Below are 17,715 nucleotides of genomic sequence, written 5' to 3' on the forward strand. Positions count from 1 at the left end.
CGCGCTCACTATGCGACTCCGTGTCGCCCGTCCCCGTGGTCAGGCCGCATCAGCCGCCTTTGCGCATCAACATGCCGCGCGCCGGGTCATAGGCGATGATCGCAGCGATCAGGAACGCGCTGGTATAAGCGACGACCGCCGCGAGGGATGTCCATTCGATCTTCTGGTAAAATGCGAAGCGGATCAACTCCACTGCATGAGTGAAAGGGTTGACCGCGCAAACATAATAGAGCCACGGACTCGACTCCTTCACGCGCCACAGAGGGTAGAGCGCGGATGATGCAAAGAACATCGGGAAGATGACGAAGTTCATCACGCCCGCGAAATTCTCGAGCTGCTTGATGAGCGACGACAGCAGCATGCCGAGCGCGCCAAGCATCAGCCCGCCGAGCGCAAGCGCGGGCAGCACGGTAAGATAGCCCCATTTCGTGGGCGGTTCGATCTCCCAGAAATAGGCGATGAGAAGAAACGCATACACCTGAAGAATCGAGACGGCGACACCGGCGAAAAGCTTGGCCCCGAGCAGGAACCAGCGCGGAAAGGGCGAGACGAGCAGCGTACGCATATTGCCCATCTCGCGATCGTAGACCATCGACAGCGATGATTGCATGCCATTGAAAAGCTGGATCATCGCCATGAGTCCGGGCGCGATATAAACTTCGTAAAGTACGTAAGTCTCGTAGGGCGGGATGATGGAAATACCCAACACCTGCCGAAATCCCGCGGCGAAAATGAAGAGCCACACCAGCGGACGCACCAGAGCGGAAATGAATCGCTCGCGCTGATGCAGAAAGCGAAGACCCTCACGCCATACGACGCCCGTCAGGCAGATGAGGTATTGGCGCAGCGTGAAGCCACGCTGCGAAATGTCGTTTCCTGCGCTCATGCCGAAAGCTTCTCTGCGTCCGCGCCCGTAATCCTTGCGAAGGCCGAGCCAATGTCGGCGGCGCCGCTTTGCGCGACGATGTCGCCGGCGCGCCCTGTCGCCAGCACCTTGCCGTGATGCAGAATTACAACCTGATCGTTCTCGTCGATCTCGTCGATGAGATGGGTCGTCCACAACACGCCGAGACCCTGCTCGCGCACGAGGCTGCGCACATGGGAGAGGAGATCGGCGCGCGCCTTGATGTCGAGTCCGACGGTAGGTTCATCCAGCAACAGCAGGCGCGGGCCGTGCAGGAGCGCGCGGGCGATCTCCACGCGGCGCATCTGGCCGCCCGAGAGCGCGCGCGCCTTGTCATTGGCGCGCTCCGCGAGGCCGGCGCGCGCCAGCGCCTCGACGCCGAGACGCCGCGCTTCAAGGGGGCCGATGCCATGCAGCGCCGCGTGATAAATGAGGTTTTGCATCAGGCTCAATTCGAGATCGAGCGTGCGCGCCTGAAAGACGACGCCAAGGCGGCGTAGCGCCGCGGCGGGCTGGCGCATCACATTGGCGCCGAAAATGTCGATCTCGCCCTTACGCGCCGCGTAAAGGCGCGTGACCAGCGAGAACAGCGTGCTCTTGCCGGCGCCGTTCAGCCCCAGCAGCACCGTGAAGCTGCCCGGCGCGACGGAGAAGCTCACTTCGTCCAGCGCCTTACGCGCACCGTAAGAGTGGCTGAGACCCGAAATAGAGAGCGCCGGCGTTTCGCTCATTGCGGCGCCACCACGACGCCCCAGGGGAAGGCGCCGACCGGGATGGACTTCACCACCTTCAGGCTAGCCACGTCGATCACCGAAATGTCGTTGGAAACGCCATTGGCGGTTAGCAGATATTTTTCGTCCGGCGTGAAGGCGAGATGCCAGACGCGCTGGCCGACCAGAAGATACTTTTCGATCTTCTTGGTCTCGGCGTCGATCACCGCGACTCGATTGGCGGGGCCGAGCGCGACGAAGGCGCGTTTTCCGTCCCGCGTAATCGAAATGCCGATCGGCTGGATCGCCTCTTTCGACATGCCCGGAATTTCGAAGCTGATCTTCTGCTTCAGCGCGCGCTTTTGTGGATCGATGATCGAAATCGTGCCGCCGACTTCCGACGACACCCACAGTTCCGAGCCGTCCTTCTTGAACTCCGCGAAGCGCGGGCGACCGTCGACTAGAATATTGGCGACGATCTCTTTTGTCTGCGTGTCGATGATATGCGCCATATTCGTCGTTTCGGACGTGTTGACAAGCAGCTTGCCGTCTGGGCTTACCGCCATGCCCTCGGGTTCGACGCCGACCGGAATGTCGCCGATTTGCTCCTTGCGTTTGACGTCGATGAGCGTGACGAGATTGTCGTTCTCGTTCGACACATAGATGATGTCGCCGCCGGGGCTCAGCGCCAGCAGTTCGGGATCGGGGCCCGATGGCAGCTTGCCGGTGAGTTTCAGCGTCTTCGTGTCGAGCACCTGAATCGCGTCGTCGTCGCCGGCGCAGATATAGAGCTCCGTGCCTTCCTTGTTCAGCTCGACGCCACGGGGGCGGCGACCGACCTTGATCGTGTCGATCGCCTCCAGCTTGTCGGTGTCGATGACCGTGATGGAGTTGCCCTTTTCGTTGCTCACATAGGCTTTGTACGCTCGAGCGGGCGTGGCGCCGAGGGCCGTCGACAGAAGCAGCGCGCAAATGGTCTTCTTCATTTCAACCTGCATTTGGTTTCGGGCTGGTCGAGGCCGAGCGTGTCGAGTTCGGTCGTTTGGTGCAGGAAACCCTCCTGCGGCGAGACGGAGACGGTCATGCGCCCGTCCGAGAGAAGGATCGGTTGGCGCAATTGCTGGTTCCAGGGACGCAGCGTGAGGCGCACGCCCTTGAACGCCGCAATCGAGAAGTCGCCGCTCGTCATGAAATCACGCAACTTGTCGGGCGTGGCGGCGTTCACGCGCGTGGCCGCTTCGCCGATCATGCGCATGGCGAGCCATGCGCCATTGTCGCGCGCGTTCATCAGGCGGCGGAAGGTCGCCATGAAACGGTTCTGCAATTGTTGCGCGCCCCATTGCTCGTGAGCCGCGTCCCAATTGGTCGGATAAAGTCCGGCCGAGCCCGCGACCGGGCGGGCGTCCCATGTGCGATAGGGGAGATAGCCTGCAAAAACCTCGCTCTCATCGACGGCGAGCAGCGCGTCATAGGCGGGAGCGTTCTGCGTCAGCACGGGCATCTGGCGCTGGGTCTGCACGGAGCCGGAGTCGCTGCGACGCCCGCCGCCGGTGTCTTCATAGACGCGTTCCTCGACGATCTTGGCGCCGAATTTTTTGGCCGCGCGGCGATACGCCTGCGCGAGCAATTCGTCCTGCGGATGCGAGCCCTTGATCAGCAGCCAGCGCCGCCATTGCTTCCAGACGAGATATTGCGCAAGACCATCCGCCAGCATGGAGCGCGTGGGCGCCACATGGATGACATTGGCGCGGCAGTCTTCCTCGCGCAACCGGTCATCGGAGGCGGAGACGTTGAAGAGCAGGGCGCCTTTCGCCTTCGCGCGCTCGCTCGCCGCGAGAAGGCGGTCGGGCGCGAGATCGGCGATGATGAAAAGCGCGCCCTTGTCTGCGAGCGTGTCCACGGCGGAGGCGACGTCGGCGTCGTCGTCGAGCCTTTCGTCGATCGCCTCGAAGGACTGGTTGGTGAATTTGCCCGTGGTGTTGTTGTCGGCCGCGCCCATCAGCGCGCCGGCGAGCGTGTCGTCGGCGGCCGGAATGTCGAGGATGGAGAGAGTTTCGCGCGAATGCTGTTCGCGCAGCACGCCGACTTTCACATTTAGCGTCTCGGCCGCGACGGGGGAGGCGGCGAGCGCGAGGCAGAGGGCGGCGGCAAGACGTTTCATGACGCCCTAAATGGCCGCTTTGGCGCGCGGGATCAAGTCGGAGAGCCCGCGCGCCGTGCTATTGTCAGCGCGTCACGCGCAGCAGAGCCTTGCCCTTCGCGGATTTGAACTCCTGCTCGTCGAGCGTGCCGTCATTGTCCGGGTCCGCTTCCTTGAACATCGCCGCGACCATGGCGAGGAACTCGTCTTTGGTCAGCGTGCCGTCGTTGTCCGGGTCGGCGGCGGTGAATTCCTTGCGCGTGACTCGGCCCTGCATTTCCTTGCGGTCGATCGTCCCGTCATTGTCGGTCTCAAGCTTGCCGAACAGTTCCTCGGCGGATTTGTTGAGCTCGTTCAGATCGACGGTGCCATCATTGTCGGTGTCGAGCGCCGCGACGGGAGGCGCTTTCTTGGCCAAGGCGGGCGCGACGGGCGCGCCGATCGATACGGCAAGCGACATCGCGCCAACGAGAAGCAACTTATTCATATCAGCCTCCTGAACTATCGGGAAATACTCCCGAAATTATAGAGGGTAATTTCCTGAATTTCCAGAACGCTTCGCCGCGACAAAAAGGGCGGCCCCGAGGGGCCGCCAGTTTGTCGAGGTCAGTAGGTAATCTTCACGCCGCCATAAATTCCCAGGGGCGGCCCCAGCGAGACCATGCGGGGGTTATTGAAAGTGAGGAAGGATATATCCCCGGTGTCGAAGAAGGTGCCGAAGCTGCGCGTGCGCGAATTGGCGACATTCTCCAGAAGGCCATAGACCTGGATGTTCGGGCCGAGCTGGTAGGACGTGCGCAGGTTGACGATCGTGGAGGGAGAAAGCGTGCCGGCGATGTTGATCTCGTCGCCGCGAATCCATGGCCCGGACGAATAGACCACATTGGCGCCGACCGACCACTTCGGCGTGACTGCGTAATCGGCGCCGGCCTTGAAGCGATGACGCGCCACGGAGGTGAGATTGGCGCCGGGCGTCACCATGATGGAGCCGTTGCCCCAGAGCTGCGCCAGCGGATTGTCCGGCGCGCCGAGAACGATTGCCGAGCGGAAGGTCGCGTCGGTCAGCGTATAGTTGGCGTAGGCGCTGAGTTGCTCGTCGGTGTAGCGTAGGGACACTTCGACGCCCTGACGCAGCGTGTTGCCCGCATTGGTGAAATAGCCGCGGCCGTTGATCGTGCTGGGCACAGCCAGAATGTCGTTGAAGTTGTTGGTGCGGAACAGGCCTGCGCTCCAGTCGAGCCGTCCGGGGAGATAAGCGGCGACGGCGGGAACGAACGTCGGCACGTCGAGATTGCCGCGCAGGCCGGTTTCGATCGTATGCGCCACGACCTGATTGAGCGGCGGGTCCGCGACGAGGAAATTGTCGATCAGACAGGGCCTGTTGGGATCGGCGCAACCCAGCTCCAGCGGCGTCGGCGCGCGGTTGGCTTCCGAATAGCTGGCGTATGCGGTGACGTTTTCGAGAATCTTGTAGGTCAGGCCCGCCATCGGATTGATGCGGGTGAAGACGCCATTGCCGTTCAGAGCCGTGCCGCGCATGTCGTAGAGGGCAATCCCCGCCCGATTGAAGCGCGCGCCGACGGTGGCCGTCAGCCTGTCGGTGATGTCGAGCGCATCGAGCGCGTAGACGCCGAGATAATCGTTCGACGCCTTTACCGCGACGCTGGAGATGGCGCTGTTGGGCTCCTCGACGATATGTCCAAAGCCGCCAACCACGAGATTGGGCATGATGATGCCCAGCTCTTCATTGGCGCTGAAGGACGTCCAGCCGTGATCGTAGCTGACGCCGACGGTGAATTTGTTGTGGAAACCGAAGTAGTGATCCTCATTGGTCGCCTGCACCGTGCCGCCGATCGTGCGCGAGCGCGTCCATGTGCGGTCGATGGCGCCGATCGGCAGCTGACCGTTGAAGTAATTGGGGATGCCCGTCTCGCCGCCGTTTTCGTTTTCGCAGACTTCCTCACCCGGCTCGCATTCGAATTCGGTCGTGTTGCCGTCGACGCGCGCCTGGTCGAACGCGCGGTAATGCACGTCGCCGAACAACTTCCACGTCTCGCTCGGCTGGAACGTGCCGTTGAGATCATACATCGCCAGCGTGTTCTTGTAAGTCTGCGGCGTGGTGAAAGCGGCGCTTTCGTCGATATAGGTGAGCTCCACCGGAGCAGGGCCCGAGGCGCCGAACTTGTTGTGCCCAAGCGTGATGTTCGCATGGATTTCGCCGCTTTCGCCGCGATAGCCGACGTCGCCGTAAAAGCGCTTCACATTGGAGCCCGAGAACTGGCGATAGCCTTTGTCGCCCATGGCCTCCATCGCCATGTAGCTCGCGAAGTCGCCGGAACGGACGCCGTATTGCATCGTGCCCTGGCGGCGGCTGCGGCTGCCGAAACGACCGTCGAGTTCGAATCCCTGCCAGGTGAAGCCGTTTTTCATGTCGACGGTGACCGCGCCGCCGATGGCGTTGAGGCCGAACAGCGGGTTGCCGGTGACGATCGAAAGGCGGTCGATGGCGACGTTGGGGATCAGATCCCAATTGACGTTGTCGCCCCAGGCCTCGTTGATTCGAATGCCGTTCTGATAGACGGCGAGGCCCTGCGGCGTGCCCGCGATCGGGGAGGCGTTGAAGCCGCGATAGTCGATTTCCGGCTGGAACGGGTTGCCGCCGACGTCATTGATGATGACGCCCGGCATCTGCTGCTGCATGCCGGAGGACATTTCGAACTGCCGCGTATTCTGGAAGTCCTTGCCGGAGACCGTGTAGGTCGCGGTGGGCACCGCATAGCGCACGATTGGCGAGACCGGTTCGGAGGGCTCGGCGGAAGGAGCGGCGGGCGCCTGTTGCGTCGGGGCCTGAGCGACGCGGGGGCCGGGCGCTCTGACCCCCGCGCGGACGGGCGGATGGGAAGTCGAGCGCAGCGGCGCGCCGCCAACCTCGATCGTCGGCAAGGATTGCTGCGCAAGAGCGGAAGTGGAGGCCAGCGCGGCGCTCAAGGCGAGAAGTGAGATACGAGTGTTGAACGGCATGTCGTCGGTCTGATTCCAGTGTCTTCGTCGTCAGTCGTTATATCCCGACAAAGGCGCGCCGGAAGCCGTCGAAGGGCGGGAGCGGCGCAATATTCCCGAGCTGTTGTACAAGCGCCATACTTCTGAAAAATAACGGTTTTCTAGGGCCGCTCTCCCGACGTAGTCGGGAAAATTTCCCGACCCTCGGCGCGGTCTATTCGTGACCGAAAACGAGCGGCAGAGTTGCGCAAAGTCGTGCGCCGCCTTGCGTATCGTTCGTTATCGCGAGTTCGCCCCCGAGAGCGCCGACGCGCTCGCTCATCCCGCGCAGGCCGAGCCCGTTGCCGACGCGGACCGCCGGCAATCCCGAGCCATTGTCGCTGACCTCGAGCCGCAGACTGTCCCCTTCGCGCGTCGCGCGCACGCTGACTCGCGTCGCGCCCGAGTGGCGATAGGCGTTGGTCAAACCTTCCTGTACGAAACGATAGGCGGTGAGCGCGATCGTCTCGTCGATCTTGCCCCGCGCGCCGTCGAGCGAAAGTTCGATCGAAACCTCCGGCCGCGTTTCCCGCCATCCCTGCGCCAGCGCCTGCAAAGCGTCTGCGAGTCCCATTTCCTCGAGCGCAGCCGGGCGCAGGCGGCCGAGAATGCGGCGATTCACCTGTTGCAGCGCGGCGATCTGAGAGTCGATCCGGGCGCAGCCTTCCGCGAGGCGCGCAGGCTCAGCGTCGGGCGACGCCGCCTTGCGCGCGAGCGCTCCAACGCCCGCGCGCACGGTGAAGAGAAAAGGACCGATTTCGTCATGCAGATCGCGTGCAATGTCGCGTCGTTCTTCGTCCTGCACATGGATCATGCGCCGCACGAGGCGGCGGTTCTCGTCGTCGAGCCGTTGCAGCGTGGCGGCCAGCGTATTGATGCGCTCGGCGATGGCGACGAATTCCGGCGGCCCATCGGCCGGGACGCGCACGGAGTGGTCGCCGCGCTCCAGTCGTTGCAGCCCGTCGGAAAGCGCGGCCACCGGGCGCAACGTGCGAGAAACAGCGTATGACACGAGGCCGAAAGCGGCCGCGGCGACACCCGCGCCGCCAATCGCGAGCCAGACGATCTCCTGCCAGATTTCCGCGATCTCGTCCGCAGGGTTGGTTTCGATGACGATCGTTTCCTTCAGGGGCGTTTCAATGCGGGCGATAATGGGGGTGGGCAGGGCGAAGGCGCGGAACCACTCGGGCGCCCGCCGATCCTGCGGCTCGGGCGCCTCTGCCCCCTGAAGCGCAACCCGCACATGGCGCAGGCGCCTTGCGTCCACGAGAATTTTCGTCAGCTCCGCCCGCGGATCCTGAGCCGTCTCGAGACGCGGCAGCGTCGCTTCGACGAGTTCCCGGGCAAGGCGCGTCGCGGCCTCAGCCTCCGTGCGCACGCGCGCGCCGGCGTGCAAAATCAGGAGACCGAAGCCGAGCGCAAGGCCGGCCGTCAGCACGGCGCCGAGCAGCAGCGACAGACGCGCACGCAGCGACAGGGGTTGAAGCATCGGCCTCTTTCCAAGAAAGAGGCGACTTTACGAATGGGCGCGCAGCGGTCAATCTGCGCGCGATCTTCACCGGAGGAAAGATGCGCGTTCTCATCGTCGACGATCATCCGATCATCGTTTCGGGCTGCGCCGCCATGCTCGCCGCCGAAGGCGACATCGACGTCGTCGACGCCCGCGACGCCGAAACCGGACTTGCCGCATTCGTGGAGCACAAGCCCGACGTCACCGTGGTCGACATCGGCCTGCCGGGCGTTTCTGGTTTCGAGCTGACGCGCCGCATTCTCGACCAGAAACCGCAGGCGTTGATCGTCGTCTTCAGCATGAACGATGACCCGATCTTCGCCGCCCGCGCGATCGAAGCCGGCGCCAAGGGCTATGTGACGAAGAACGACGATCCCTTTCTGCTGCTCGAAGCCGTGCGCGAAGTTGCGTCGGGCGGCGTGTTTCTCATGCCAAAAATCGCGAACCAGCTTGCTTTCGAGAAACGCGGCGGCGCGGCCAATCCCCTCGCCGCGCTCACCGCGCGCGAGCTGGAAATCCTGCGCATGCTGGGATCGGGCCTCGGCATGGCGGAAATCGCGGAAGCGACGCAGGTTTCCTACAAGACCATCGCCAACAGCTGCTCGATCATGAAGCGCAAGCTTGGCGCCCGCACGCCGATGGAGCTGATGCGAATCGCCCTGGCGCAGAAGCTGGCGTGACGCGCGGCGCTCCCCGGTTCCGTGAGCGGGACAGGGGGGCGCAATGCGCTTGCGAGCGACCTTACTTGCCCGGCGCGTCGGGATAGGGCTCCGGCGCCGAATAATTCGCGGGAACCGGACCCGTCAGCGCGCCGAGAAAGGCGACAATATCGGCGGCGTCCTTGTCGGACAGCGTCACATTGAGCTGCGTCTTGCCCATGACTTTCACGGCTTTCGCCAGATCGGCGACGGAGCCGTCGTGGAAATACGGCCCGGTCTTTGCGACATTGCGCAGGCTCGGAACCTTGAAGACGTAAAGATCCGTTTCGTCCTTGGTGACGTCGAAGCGGCCCTTGTCCGGGTTGGAGACGCCGGTCTCCCGCCAGTAATCGACATAGGCGCCGAACTTGTGGAACGTGTCGCCGCCGATCCCCGCGCCGCCGTGACAGGAGGCGCAGCCGAGATCGATGTATTTGCGCAGACCCGTCTGTTCCTGCGCCGACAGGGCCGTGACGTCGCCGGCAAGAAAGGCGTCGAACTTTGAAGGCGTCAGCAGCGTGCGTTCGAAGGCGGCGACGGCGAGGCCCCAATTTTTTGAATTGATCGGGTCCTTGTCGTCGGGGAAGGCCTTGGCGAACGCGCCCGCATATTCGGGAATGGCTTTCAGTTTGCCCATTGCCGTCGCCTGATCCGGATTGCCGAAGCTCGCCGGGCCGAGAAGCGATTTTTCAGCCTGATCTTCAAGCGATTCGCGGTCGCCGCGCCAATGCTGCCGGAAGTTCAGCGCCGCGTTGAAAATCGATGGCGCGTTGCGCGGATTTTCCTTGCCGAAAACGCCGATTGCTTTGGGCAGGCCGTCGCTCCCCTGCTTATCGGGGAGGTGGCAGTGCGAGCAACTCACATTGCCGTCCATCGACACGCGATTCTCGAAAAAGAGGCGACGGCCGAGCTCGACCCGGGCGGCGCTGGCCGGGTCCTTCGCCGCAGGGATTGCAGGCAGCGCCTCGAACCGTTCCTTGGCGTCTGCGAGAAGCTTCTTCGCGTCGGGCGGCGCGGCGTTCGCCGGCGACGCGGCGAAAGCAAGGCAAAGAGAAGCAATGGCGAGTGATTTGCGCATATCGGCCTCCGAAGAAAATCTCACAGCCTGAAACGCCGCCGGCGCCAAGGCAAAAAAAATCGAGCCGGTAAGGAAAGACCGCAATCGCGGCGCATTCCTGCCGGCTCGATTTTGAAACTGCGGTCACCCCGCCCGAGGCGGCGATCCGCGCCGAAGATTTAGATTTCGGCGGACGAGTAGCTGGTGACTTCCATGCCGACGCAGACTTCAACGATCACAGGGGTGGTCCAGGCCATTGCATTTCCTCCGTTTAAAGCTCTCTGCAGCCGCTTCCTGCTCGTTGGGTCTTTCGACAGGGCAGGGTTTAGCTCGGCGGATTGTTACCATGATCACCGGCCCCGTGCAATTCAGCTTTTTTGAACGTCGAAAGCGGGAAGTTTCGGCAAACGGGCGGCGTGTCGGCTTCCTGACAATCGGCTACGGAGGCGCTGGGGCGTCTTTTTGCAAGTAACTGATTTTCAAAAATTTTATGAAAATAGATGATGCGGCGCAAAACTTGCTGGCCTGGCCTCGATCGCCGAGGAGGGGGAGCAGGGCAAATGAATCATTCGAGGCGCATCGCGCGTCCCACGGCGCTCATTCTCGGTACGAACGAAATCGCCTCGGCCGTCGCCGTAAGCATGCGCAGGGCGGGATACGCCTGCGTCCTCTCGCACGACCGGTTTCCCCCGGTCATCCGCAGGGGCATGGCGTATCACGACACATTGTTCGGCGAGCGAATCGCGCTCGCCGGCGTCGAGGGACGACGAGCGGAAAGCTCGGCCGAAATATTTGCCGCGCTGGATGATCCTGAGGCCGTCGCCGTTACGCCGCTGACCGTCAGCGATCTGATTGCGCTTCGCTTGCCCGACGCGCTGATCGACGCCCGCATGCAAAAATATTCCGTGACGCCGGACTGGCGGCACATCGCCCGCGTGACGGTGGGCCTCGGCCCCAATTTCGCTGTGGGAATCAATTGCGACATCGCGATCGAGACCCGACCGGATCATGTCGGACGAATCCTGCAGCGCGGCGAGACGGAGCCGGGCGACCACTCCCCGCGCGAACTCGGCGGGGTGGGCGCAGAGCGATTTGTCTATGCCGATTTCGACGCCCCCTGGCATACGGCGCTCGACATCGGCGCGCGAGTCTTCCGGGGAATGGTGATCGGCCGGCTTGGCGGAACGCCGGTGACTGCGCCACGCGACGGCGTCCTGCGCGGCGTGGTGCGCGACGGCCTGAGCGCTTTTGCCGGCGCAAAGCTTCTGGAGATCGACCCGCGCGGCCGCGCCGCGGCCTGGAAGGGAATCGACGAGCGCGGCCAACGCATCGCGCGCGCCGTCGTGGAGGCCGTGCGGCTGAAGCAGGCCGAACGCGAGGCGCGGTTCGTTACTGCGCCGCTCGGGATGCAATGAATTTCAACGCGTCGGCGAGCGCGGCGCCGCATCTTTGTGCTTGCTCAAGAACCGTTCGGAAGTAAGCTTATATAGCGATGGCCCAACCACGCGATTCCATGCAGGGAGCCAGCACAGATGAAAATATCCGCCCGCAACGCATTCGACGGCGTCGTCAAGGCGGTGGTCAAGGGATCGACCACCGCTCATGTCACGATCGATGTGAACGGCCTGACGGTCACCGCCTCCATCACCAATGAGTCGGTTGAGGACTTGGGCCTGAAGGCGGGCGTCAAGGTGAAGGCGATCATCAAGTCGTCGGACGTCATGGTCGCTGTGGACTGAAATTCCAAACAAGCAGGTGTGTCATGCGCCATCCGACGCGACGCTGGACAATCGCCGCGGCGGGGGCCGCGCTTTTTCTCTCGGCAGGTACCGCTTCGAGCGAAACCCCCGAGGCCATAACGGTCTTCGCCGCGGCGAGCGTCAAGAATGCGCTCGACGAGGCGGCCGCCGCATTCAAGTCAAAAACGGGCGTGGACGCGAGAATCAGCTACGCCGCGTCACTCACCCTCGCCAAGCAGATCGAGGCGGGCGCGCCGGCCGACGTCTTCGTCTCCGCCGACGCAGCGTCAATGGACTATCTCGCCGAGCGTAAGCTGATCGACCCGGCAACCCGCGTCGATCTTCTCGGCAACAGTCTTGTGCTGGTTGCGCCGAAGACGGCCGCTTTCGACAGGCTCGCGCTTAAGCAGGAAGCGATTCTCGGCGCGCTCGACGGCGGGCGCATCGCCATGGGCGACCCCCTTTCCGTTCCCGCCGGCAAATATGGACGCGCGGCGTTTGAAAAACTTGGCCTCTGGAGCGCGATGGAGTCGCGCGCCGCCTTCGCCGACAATGTGCGCAACGCCTTGCTCTTCGTCGCACGCGGCGAGGCGCCGCTGGGCGTCGTCTATGCAACCGACGCGCGCGCGGAGCCGAAGGTGAAGGTTGTCGCTTCCTTCCCATCCGACTCTCACCCAAGGATCGTCTATCCGCTCGCCGCGACGACGAAGGCGGGGGAGCCCGCGCGCCGCTTCGTCGCTTTTCTGAAGAGCGCGGCGGGTAAAGCGGCCTTCGAGAAGCAGGGCTTCGTCTTCCTTCCTCGATGAACTTCGCTTGTGAAATGCGACGCGCTGGCGTCTCGACACGGGACGTAACGGCTGCTAGGCATAAGAGCGCCCCGCCGTGTTGCGCGCCAACCCGGCGGGAAGCGCGTTAAAACAAAAACATAGAGTTTTCCTTCGGCTTTCTGCTATGCAGGGTCGGCTCCGGCGAAGCGCATCGGCGCGCGCGGGCTCAAGGATAACGGCCGCTCTCGAACGCGGCATGGGGCAGGAAGCGAATGAGCAAGGCGACGCTCGACGGCAAAGCTATTGCGCTTGAAGACGCCTATCGTCAGGCCGCCCGCATTCTCGGCGGAGCGAATTTTCCGCTCGTCGCCGGCCTCGGAGCTGACGTTCCGGGCGCGCGTGCGGCGATTCTTCTCGCCGAGCGTCTGCGCGGCGCTTTCGATCACATGGCCTCGAGCGATTCGCTGGTCGATCTCGACGTGAAGCGCTCCTTCGGCATGTTCACGACGACCCCGAACGAGGCTCGGGTGCGCTCTGACGTCGTTGTTCTGGTCGGCCCCGGCCTCACGCGCATCTGGCCGGGGATGCTGGAGCGTCTCGCGCTCGGTCAGCCGCCGCGCCACGGCTCGCAGGCGGGTCATCCGCGCAAGGTCATCTGGATCGGTCCCGAACCGGGCGAAGCCGCCAATGTCGCCGCAAAGGTCATTCCTGCGGCGCTCCACGAAATTCCGGGTGTGCTTGCGGCGTGGCGCGCCCGCGTCGGCGGCCGCCCCGTGGCGCTCGAAAACGCGAAGGTCGAATTGATCGACGGCGTCGCCGAAACGCTGAAAGGCGCTCATTTCGGCTGCTTCGTCTGGGCCGCCGCGTCGGGGCTCGATGCGCTGACCGTCGAAATGCTGCAGGCGCTGGTCACCGACCTCAATGTTACGACGCGCTTCACCGGCATTCACATCGGCGGCCGCGCGGGCGCATCCGGCGTCACGCAGGTCGCGGGCTGGATGACGGGATTTCCGCCGCGCACGGGTTTCGGCCGCGGCTATCCCGAGCACGACCCCTGGCGGTTCGAGGCCGCGCGTCTCGTCGACAGCGGGGAGGCTGACGCGGCCCTTTGGATTTCCGCCTTCGACGGCGAACGGCCGCCGTGGTCGCGCGGAGACATTCCGCTGGTCACGCTGGCGCCGGCTGGCGCCGAGCCGTCGCGTGGCCTTTACATCGAGGTGGGCAAGCCCGGCGTGACTCACGACGGCGTGCTGATGGCCCAGGAGACCGGCGGCATGACGCTGCGCGCGGCGACGGCGCCCTCGGACGCGCCGACCGTCGCTCAAGTCATAGACGCCATTATGGCAAATGTTTCGGAGGACGCGCCGTGCTGACAGTTTTGCGTGGCGGCCATATCGTCGACCCGGCCACCGGGCAGGACGCGATCGGAGACGTCTGGTTCAAGGACGGGCGCATCGTTGCGCCGCCGGAAGGCGGCAAGGCGGATGAGGAGATCGATGTCTCCGGCCATGTCGTCATGGCGGGGGCGATCGACATCCATTCCCACATCGCGGGCGGCAACGTGAATACGGCGCGCCTGCTTCTGCCCGAGCTCCATCGCGCAATTCGCGCGCGCCTGGCGGAGACGCCGCTCTCGACGGCCAAATGGTCGAGCTACGAGACGGGACGCCTTTATGCGCAGATGGGCTTTACGACCGTCGTCGAGCCGGCGATGGCGCCGCATCACTCGCTGCAGACGCATCTCGAACTCAACGACGTGCCGATCATCGACAAGGGCGCGCTGACGGTTCTCGGCAATGACGATTTCCTGTTGCGCATGATGCGCAGCGGAGAGTCCGACGGCGCCATCAACGACTATGTCGCGCAGACCGTCGGCAATACGCGCTCCCTCGGCCTGAAGTGCATCAATCCCGGCGGCGTCGAGGCATTCAAGGAGAATATGCGCGCCTTCGGGCTCGACGATGTGGTGCCTTTCTACGGTCTCACCTCGCGGCAGATTTTCCAGGCGCTGCAGAAGGCGACGCAGGCGGTAGGCATCCATCACCCGCTGCATCTGCATATGAACAACCTCGGCATCGCCGGCAATATCGACACCGCGCTCGACACGATCGACGCGGCGCAAGGCCTGCCGCTGCATCTCGCCCATGTGCAGTTTTATGCTTACGGCAAGGAAGGCAAGAACGGCTTTTCCTCCGCCGCGGCCGCTTTCGCCGAGAAAATCAACGCCAACAAGAACGTCAGCGTCGACGTCGGCCAGGTGATGTTCTCGCAGACGGTAACGATCTCCTCCGACGTGCTGAAGCAGTTCAACAGCATGCCGGGCGCGATTCCGAAGAAGGGCGCGATCTTCGATGGCGACGCCAACGGCGGGGGCATCGTTCCATACCAGTACAAGATCTCGAACTACTACAACGCCATTCAATGGGCTGCGGGTCTGGAGCTGTTCCTGCTCATCAAGGATCCCGAGCAGGTCTATTTCACGACCGATCATCCCAACGGCGGTCCGTTCACGACCTATCCGGAGCTCTTCGCGCTTCTGATGAGCGCCGATCTGCGCGCGCAGGTCATGTCGCGCCTCCCGACGGAAGTGCTGGAGCATACGACCCTGCCGTCGCTCACGCGCGAATACACTTATTACGAAATCGCGCAGATGAGCCGCTCGGGCGCCGCGAAGCTCTTCGGCTTCAAGGATCGCGGCCAGCTCGGCGTCGGCGCGATCGCGGATATTGCGGTCTACAAGCCGTCCCGTGACGTCGCCGGCATGTTCCGGCGCGCAGCCTATGTCTTCAAGGACGGCGAACTCGTCGTGCGCGACGGCAATGTCACGCGCTACACGCGCGGCAAGACGTTGCACATCAGCCCGCGCTTCGACCAGAACATCGTCAAGCGTCTCGATTCCTATTACGACGACCTTTACGGCCTGCCGCGCACCATTTTCGACATGCCGGACGCCGCTCTGCCGAACAAGGACGCCTTTGCGGAGGTTGCATGCAAGGAATAGTTCGCAACGGCGTTCGCATCGACGATAGTTTCGCCGAAGCCTTCCCGATGAGCGGGACGGGCATTCTCATCACCGGACCCAACGCCAAATGGGCGATGACGGCGGCGAAGACCATGACGGGCTTCGCGACCTCCGTTATCGGCTGCGGCTGCGAGGCCGGGATCGACTGCGAGGTCCCGCCGGAGGAGACGCCGGACGGACGCCCCGGCGTGCGCGCGCTGCTCTTCGCCATGTCCTCCAAGGACGCGGAAAAGCAGCTCGTCAATCGTCTCGGCCAATGCGTCCTGACCTGTCCGGGCTCCGCGGTCTATTCGACCGTGAAGGGCGAATTCGAGATCAAGGTCGGCGACGCCGTCCGCCAGTTCGGCGACAAATGGCAAATGTCCAAGGTCGTCGACGGCCGCCGTTTCTGGCGGGTGCCGGTGATGGACGGCGAGTTCTTCTGTGAGGCCAAGGTGGGCCTGACCAAGAAATCGGTCGGCGGCGGCAATCTGCTCGTCATGGGCTCCGACTGGGAGGCGACCATGCGCGCTACCGAGGCCGCTGTGGCGGCGATCGACGCCGTGCCCGACGCCATCCAGCCTTTCCCCGGCGGCATCGTGCGCTCGGGCTCCAAGGTCGGCTCGCAATACAAGGGGATGGGCGCCTCAACGAACGACGCTTATTGCCCGACGCTACGCGGCGTGACCGGGAGCGCGCTCGATCCCGACATCGGCTGCGTGCTCGAGATCGTCATCGACGGCCTCACCGACGCCGCTGTCTCCGCCGCGATGCGCGCGGGCCTGAAAGCCATCATCGACATGGGTCCGGAAAAGGGCGCGAAGCGCGTCGGCGCCGGCAATTACGGCGGCAAGCTCGGCCCGTTCCACTATCATCTGAAGGATCTGGTGCCGTGACGCCCTTCACCTTCACACTCCGTCAGGAGCCGCCGCAGCGCGTCGATCTCTCGGCGTTGACGCCTGACCGCCTCGCGGGCCGCTCGGTGGCCGACATCGAGAAAATCGAAATCGGCACGACGCGCGTCTCGACCAGGGTCGGCGATCTGTTCAAGGTCACGGAAGGCGACCTCCACAACATCCGCTATGAGGGCGGCTCGTCGCGTCTGGACCTTGTCGGCGCGAAACTGCTGCCCGGCTTCTCGATTCATGTCGAAGGCGATGTGGGCGGGCAGATCGGCCGCCTCGCAAAGGGCGGCAAGATTACCGTCAGCGGCGATGCTGGAGCCTATGCCGCCTCCGGCAACGAAGGCGCGCACATCGAGATCAAGGGCAGTGTCGGCGAGATGCTCGCCGGACCGCTTGCCGGCGAACTCGCCGGCATGTCCGGCGGCCGCGTCGTCGTACGCCGTAACGCCGGCGCGCGGGCGGGCGACCGTCTGCGCCGCGGCATCATCATCATTGAAGGCGACGCCGGCGATGACCTCGGCTCCCGCATCATCGCCGGAACGATTGTCGCGCTCGGCAAGACATCTGGCCGCGTCGGCTATCTCAACAAGCGCGGCTCGCTCGTTCTCGGCCGGCGCCCGGACCTCGGTCCTACCTATGTGGATTGCGGCGCACATGAACTGACCTTCGCCCGTCTCTTCGCCCGCAGCCTGAAGGAAGACAGCGCCGCCGCCGCGACCTTGCTTTCCGGGAAGCTGCAACGATTTGGCGGCGATACGGCGGTTTATGGCAAGGGTGAGATATTGACCCCGGTCTGAGTGCGGCATTACCCTTGCATAAAGTCAAACGCCGTCCGGGCGGCGGCGTTGAAGCAAGGGGGGCGCGATGAATTTCGTCGAACTCATTCTCACCGTCTGCACCTTGGCCCAGCCAGCCGCGTGCGACGAGCGCAAGCTCATGCTCGAATCCGCCACGGGCTCGACCCGCAACTGCATGATGCAGGCGATGCCCTACATCGCCCAATGGTCGGGCGAACACCCGAACGTCACGGTTACGCGCTGGCGCTGCGTGCAGCCGGGCGCGGAGGGCGACAAGATCTGATTGGCGGAGGCGCGCGGCGCGCAAGCGTCGTTCCAGCGAACGGCGCTTCTAAAAATCGGCGGGGGGCCTGCGCAGCGCGCTTCGGCGCTTTTGTCCCGCCGCAGCGCACCGCACATTTTCTGTCATTGTCACGCCAGCTTTTGCCGCCGTTCGTCAAATATGATT

Annotated in this window: 18 protein-coding genes; 9 read left to right on the top strand and 9 right to left on the bottom strand. The window is 63.8% G+C overall.

Translation table 11 applies throughout. The features are described 5' to 3' along the window. Nucleotides 1–49 precede the first annotated feature (49 nt). The 7 genes from LG047_RS17835 to LG047_RS17865 form a co-directional block, all read right to left on the bottom strand. The gene (locus LG047_RS17835) at nt 50–886 is read right to left on the bottom strand and encodes an ABC transporter permease (protein WP_036280385.1); all 837 of its coding nucleotides are present in this window, start codon (nt 884–886) and stop codon (nt 50–52) included. Then, nucleotides 883–1,635 carry an ABC transporter ATP-binding protein gene (locus LG047_RS17840; protein WP_227968046.1) on the bottom strand — a complete coding sequence of 251 codons (753 nt, stop codon included), beginning with the start codon at nt 1,633–1,635 and terminating at the stop codon, nt 883–885. Before LG047_RS17840 ends, LG047_RS17835 begins: the two co-directional genes overlap by 4 nt. Then, on the bottom strand, nt 1,632–2,600 hold the full coding sequence (locus LG047_RS17845; RefSeq protein ID WP_227968047.1) for a YVTN family beta-propeller repeat protein: 969 nt from the start codon (nt 2,598–2,600) through the stop codon (nt 1,632–1,634). The genes LG047_RS17840 and LG047_RS17845 overlap by 4 nt, the downstream gene beginning before the upstream one ends. Next, complete coding sequence (locus LG047_RS17850; RefSeq protein WP_227968048.1) at nt 2,597–3,775, bottom strand: ABC transporter substrate-binding protein; 1,179 nt, start codon at nt 3,773–3,775, stop codon at nt 2,597–2,599. The genes LG047_RS17845 and LG047_RS17850 overlap by 4 nt, the downstream gene beginning before the upstream one ends. Before the next feature lie 64 nt (nt 3,776–3,839). Then, nucleotides 3,840–4,241: an EF-hand domain-containing protein gene (locus LG047_RS17855; RefSeq protein WP_036280395.1), complete on the bottom strand. Its 402-nt coding sequence runs from the start codon at nt 4,239–4,241 to the stop codon at nt 3,840–3,842. Nucleotides 4,242–4,360: 119 nt separating this feature from the next. Continuing rightward, nucleotides 4,361–6,775, bottom strand: a complete 2,415-nt coding sequence (locus LG047_RS17860; RefSeq protein ID WP_227968049.1) for a TonB-dependent receptor — start codon at nt 6,773–6,775, stop codon at nt 4,361–4,363. 193 nt (nt 6,776–6,968) lie between these two features. Beyond that, nucleotides 6,969–8,282, bottom strand: coding sequence for a histidine kinase (locus LG047_RS17865; RefSeq protein WP_227968050.1), 1,314 nt, complete (start codon nt 8,280–8,282; stop codon nt 6,969–6,971). Between the two features lie 80 nt (nt 8,283–8,362). On the opposite strand from LG047_RS17865, the gene LG047_RS17870 reads away from it, so the two are divergent. Next, nucleotides 8,363–8,983, top strand: a complete 621-nt coding sequence (locus LG047_RS17870; protein ID WP_036280401.1) for a response regulator transcription factor — start codon at nt 8,363–8,365, stop codon at nt 8,981–8,983. A gap of 61 nt (nt 8,984–9,044) precedes the next feature. On the opposite strand, the gene LG047_RS17875 is transcribed toward LG047_RS17870, so the two are convergent. Then, nucleotides 9,045–10,079: a cytochrome-c peroxidase gene (locus tag LG047_RS17875; RefSeq protein ID WP_227968051.1), complete on the bottom strand. Its 1,035-nt coding sequence runs from the start codon at nt 10,077–10,079 to the stop codon at nt 9,045–9,047. A 158-nt stretch (nt 10,080–10,237) separates the two neighbouring features. Next, nucleotides 10,238–10,315: a pyrroloquinoline quinone precursor peptide PqqA gene (gene pqqA / locus LG047_RS19830; RefSeq protein ID WP_165052019.1), complete on the bottom strand. Its 78-nt coding sequence runs from the start codon at nt 10,313–10,315 to the stop codon at nt 10,238–10,240. 303 nt (nt 10,316–10,618) lie between these two features. On the opposite strand from pqqA, the gene LG047_RS17885 reads away from it, so the two are divergent. The 8 genes from LG047_RS17885 to LG047_RS17920 all read left to right on the top strand — a co-directional run bounded on the left by LG047_RS17885 (nt 10,619) and on the right by LG047_RS17920 (nt 17,550). Then, a complete protein-coding gene (locus LG047_RS17885; RefSeq protein ID WP_227968052.1) occupies nt 10,619–11,473 on the top strand; it encodes a xanthine dehydrogenase in 855 nt (284 codons plus the stop codon). A gap of 117 nt (nt 11,474–11,590) precedes the next feature. Further along, entirely contained in the window at nt 11,591–11,797 is a 207-nt protein-coding gene (locus LG047_RS17890) for a molybdopterin-binding protein (protein ID WP_227968053.1), read from the top strand. 23 nt (nt 11,798–11,820) lie between these two features. Next, nucleotides 11,821–12,603 carry a molybdate ABC transporter substrate-binding protein gene (gene modA / locus LG047_RS17895; RefSeq protein ID WP_227968054.1) on the top strand — a complete coding sequence of 261 codons (783 nt, stop codon included), beginning with the start codon at nt 11,821–11,823 and terminating at the stop codon, nt 12,601–12,603. Nucleotides 12,604–12,836: 233 nt separating this feature from the next. After that, complete coding sequence (locus LG047_RS17900) at nt 12,837–13,937, top strand: formylmethanofuran dehydrogenase (RefSeq protein ID WP_227968055.1); 1,101 nt, start codon at nt 12,837–12,839, stop codon at nt 13,935–13,937. Beyond that, nucleotides 13,931–15,565 carry a formylmethanofuran dehydrogenase subunit A gene (locus tag LG047_RS17905; RefSeq protein WP_227968056.1) on the top strand — a complete coding sequence of 545 codons (1,635 nt, stop codon included), beginning with the start codon at nt 13,931–13,933 and terminating at the stop codon, nt 15,563–15,565. Before LG047_RS17900 ends, LG047_RS17905 begins: the two co-directional genes overlap by 7 nt. Continuing rightward, nucleotides 15,553–16,461 (top strand): formylmethanofuran--tetrahydromethanopterin N-formyltransferase, encoded by a 909-nt coding sequence (gene fhcD / locus LG047_RS17910; protein ID WP_227968057.1) that lies wholly within the window; start codon nt 15,553–15,555, stop codon nt 16,459–16,461. Before LG047_RS17905 ends, fhcD begins: the two co-directional genes overlap by 13 nt. Beyond that, the gene (locus LG047_RS17915; RefSeq protein WP_227968058.1) at nt 16,458–17,267 is read left to right on the top strand and encodes a formylmethanofuran dehydrogenase subunit C; all 810 of its coding nucleotides are present in this window, start codon (nt 16,458–16,460) and stop codon (nt 17,265–17,267) included. The genes fhcD and LG047_RS17915 overlap by 4 nt, the downstream gene beginning before the upstream one ends. 67 nt (nt 17,268–17,334) lie before the next feature. Beyond that, the gene (locus LG047_RS17920; protein WP_036280419.1) at nt 17,335–17,550 is read left to right on the top strand and encodes a hypothetical protein; all 216 of its coding nucleotides are present in this window, start codon (nt 17,335–17,337) and stop codon (nt 17,548–17,550) included. The last annotated feature ends 165 nt before the right edge of the window (nt 17,551–17,715 follow it).

The sequence above is a fragment of the Methylocystis sp. WRRC1 genome (genome assembly GCF_020733155.1).
Taxonomy (GTDB): domain Bacteria; phylum Pseudomonadota; class Alphaproteobacteria; order Rhizobiales; family Beijerinckiaceae; genus Methylocystis.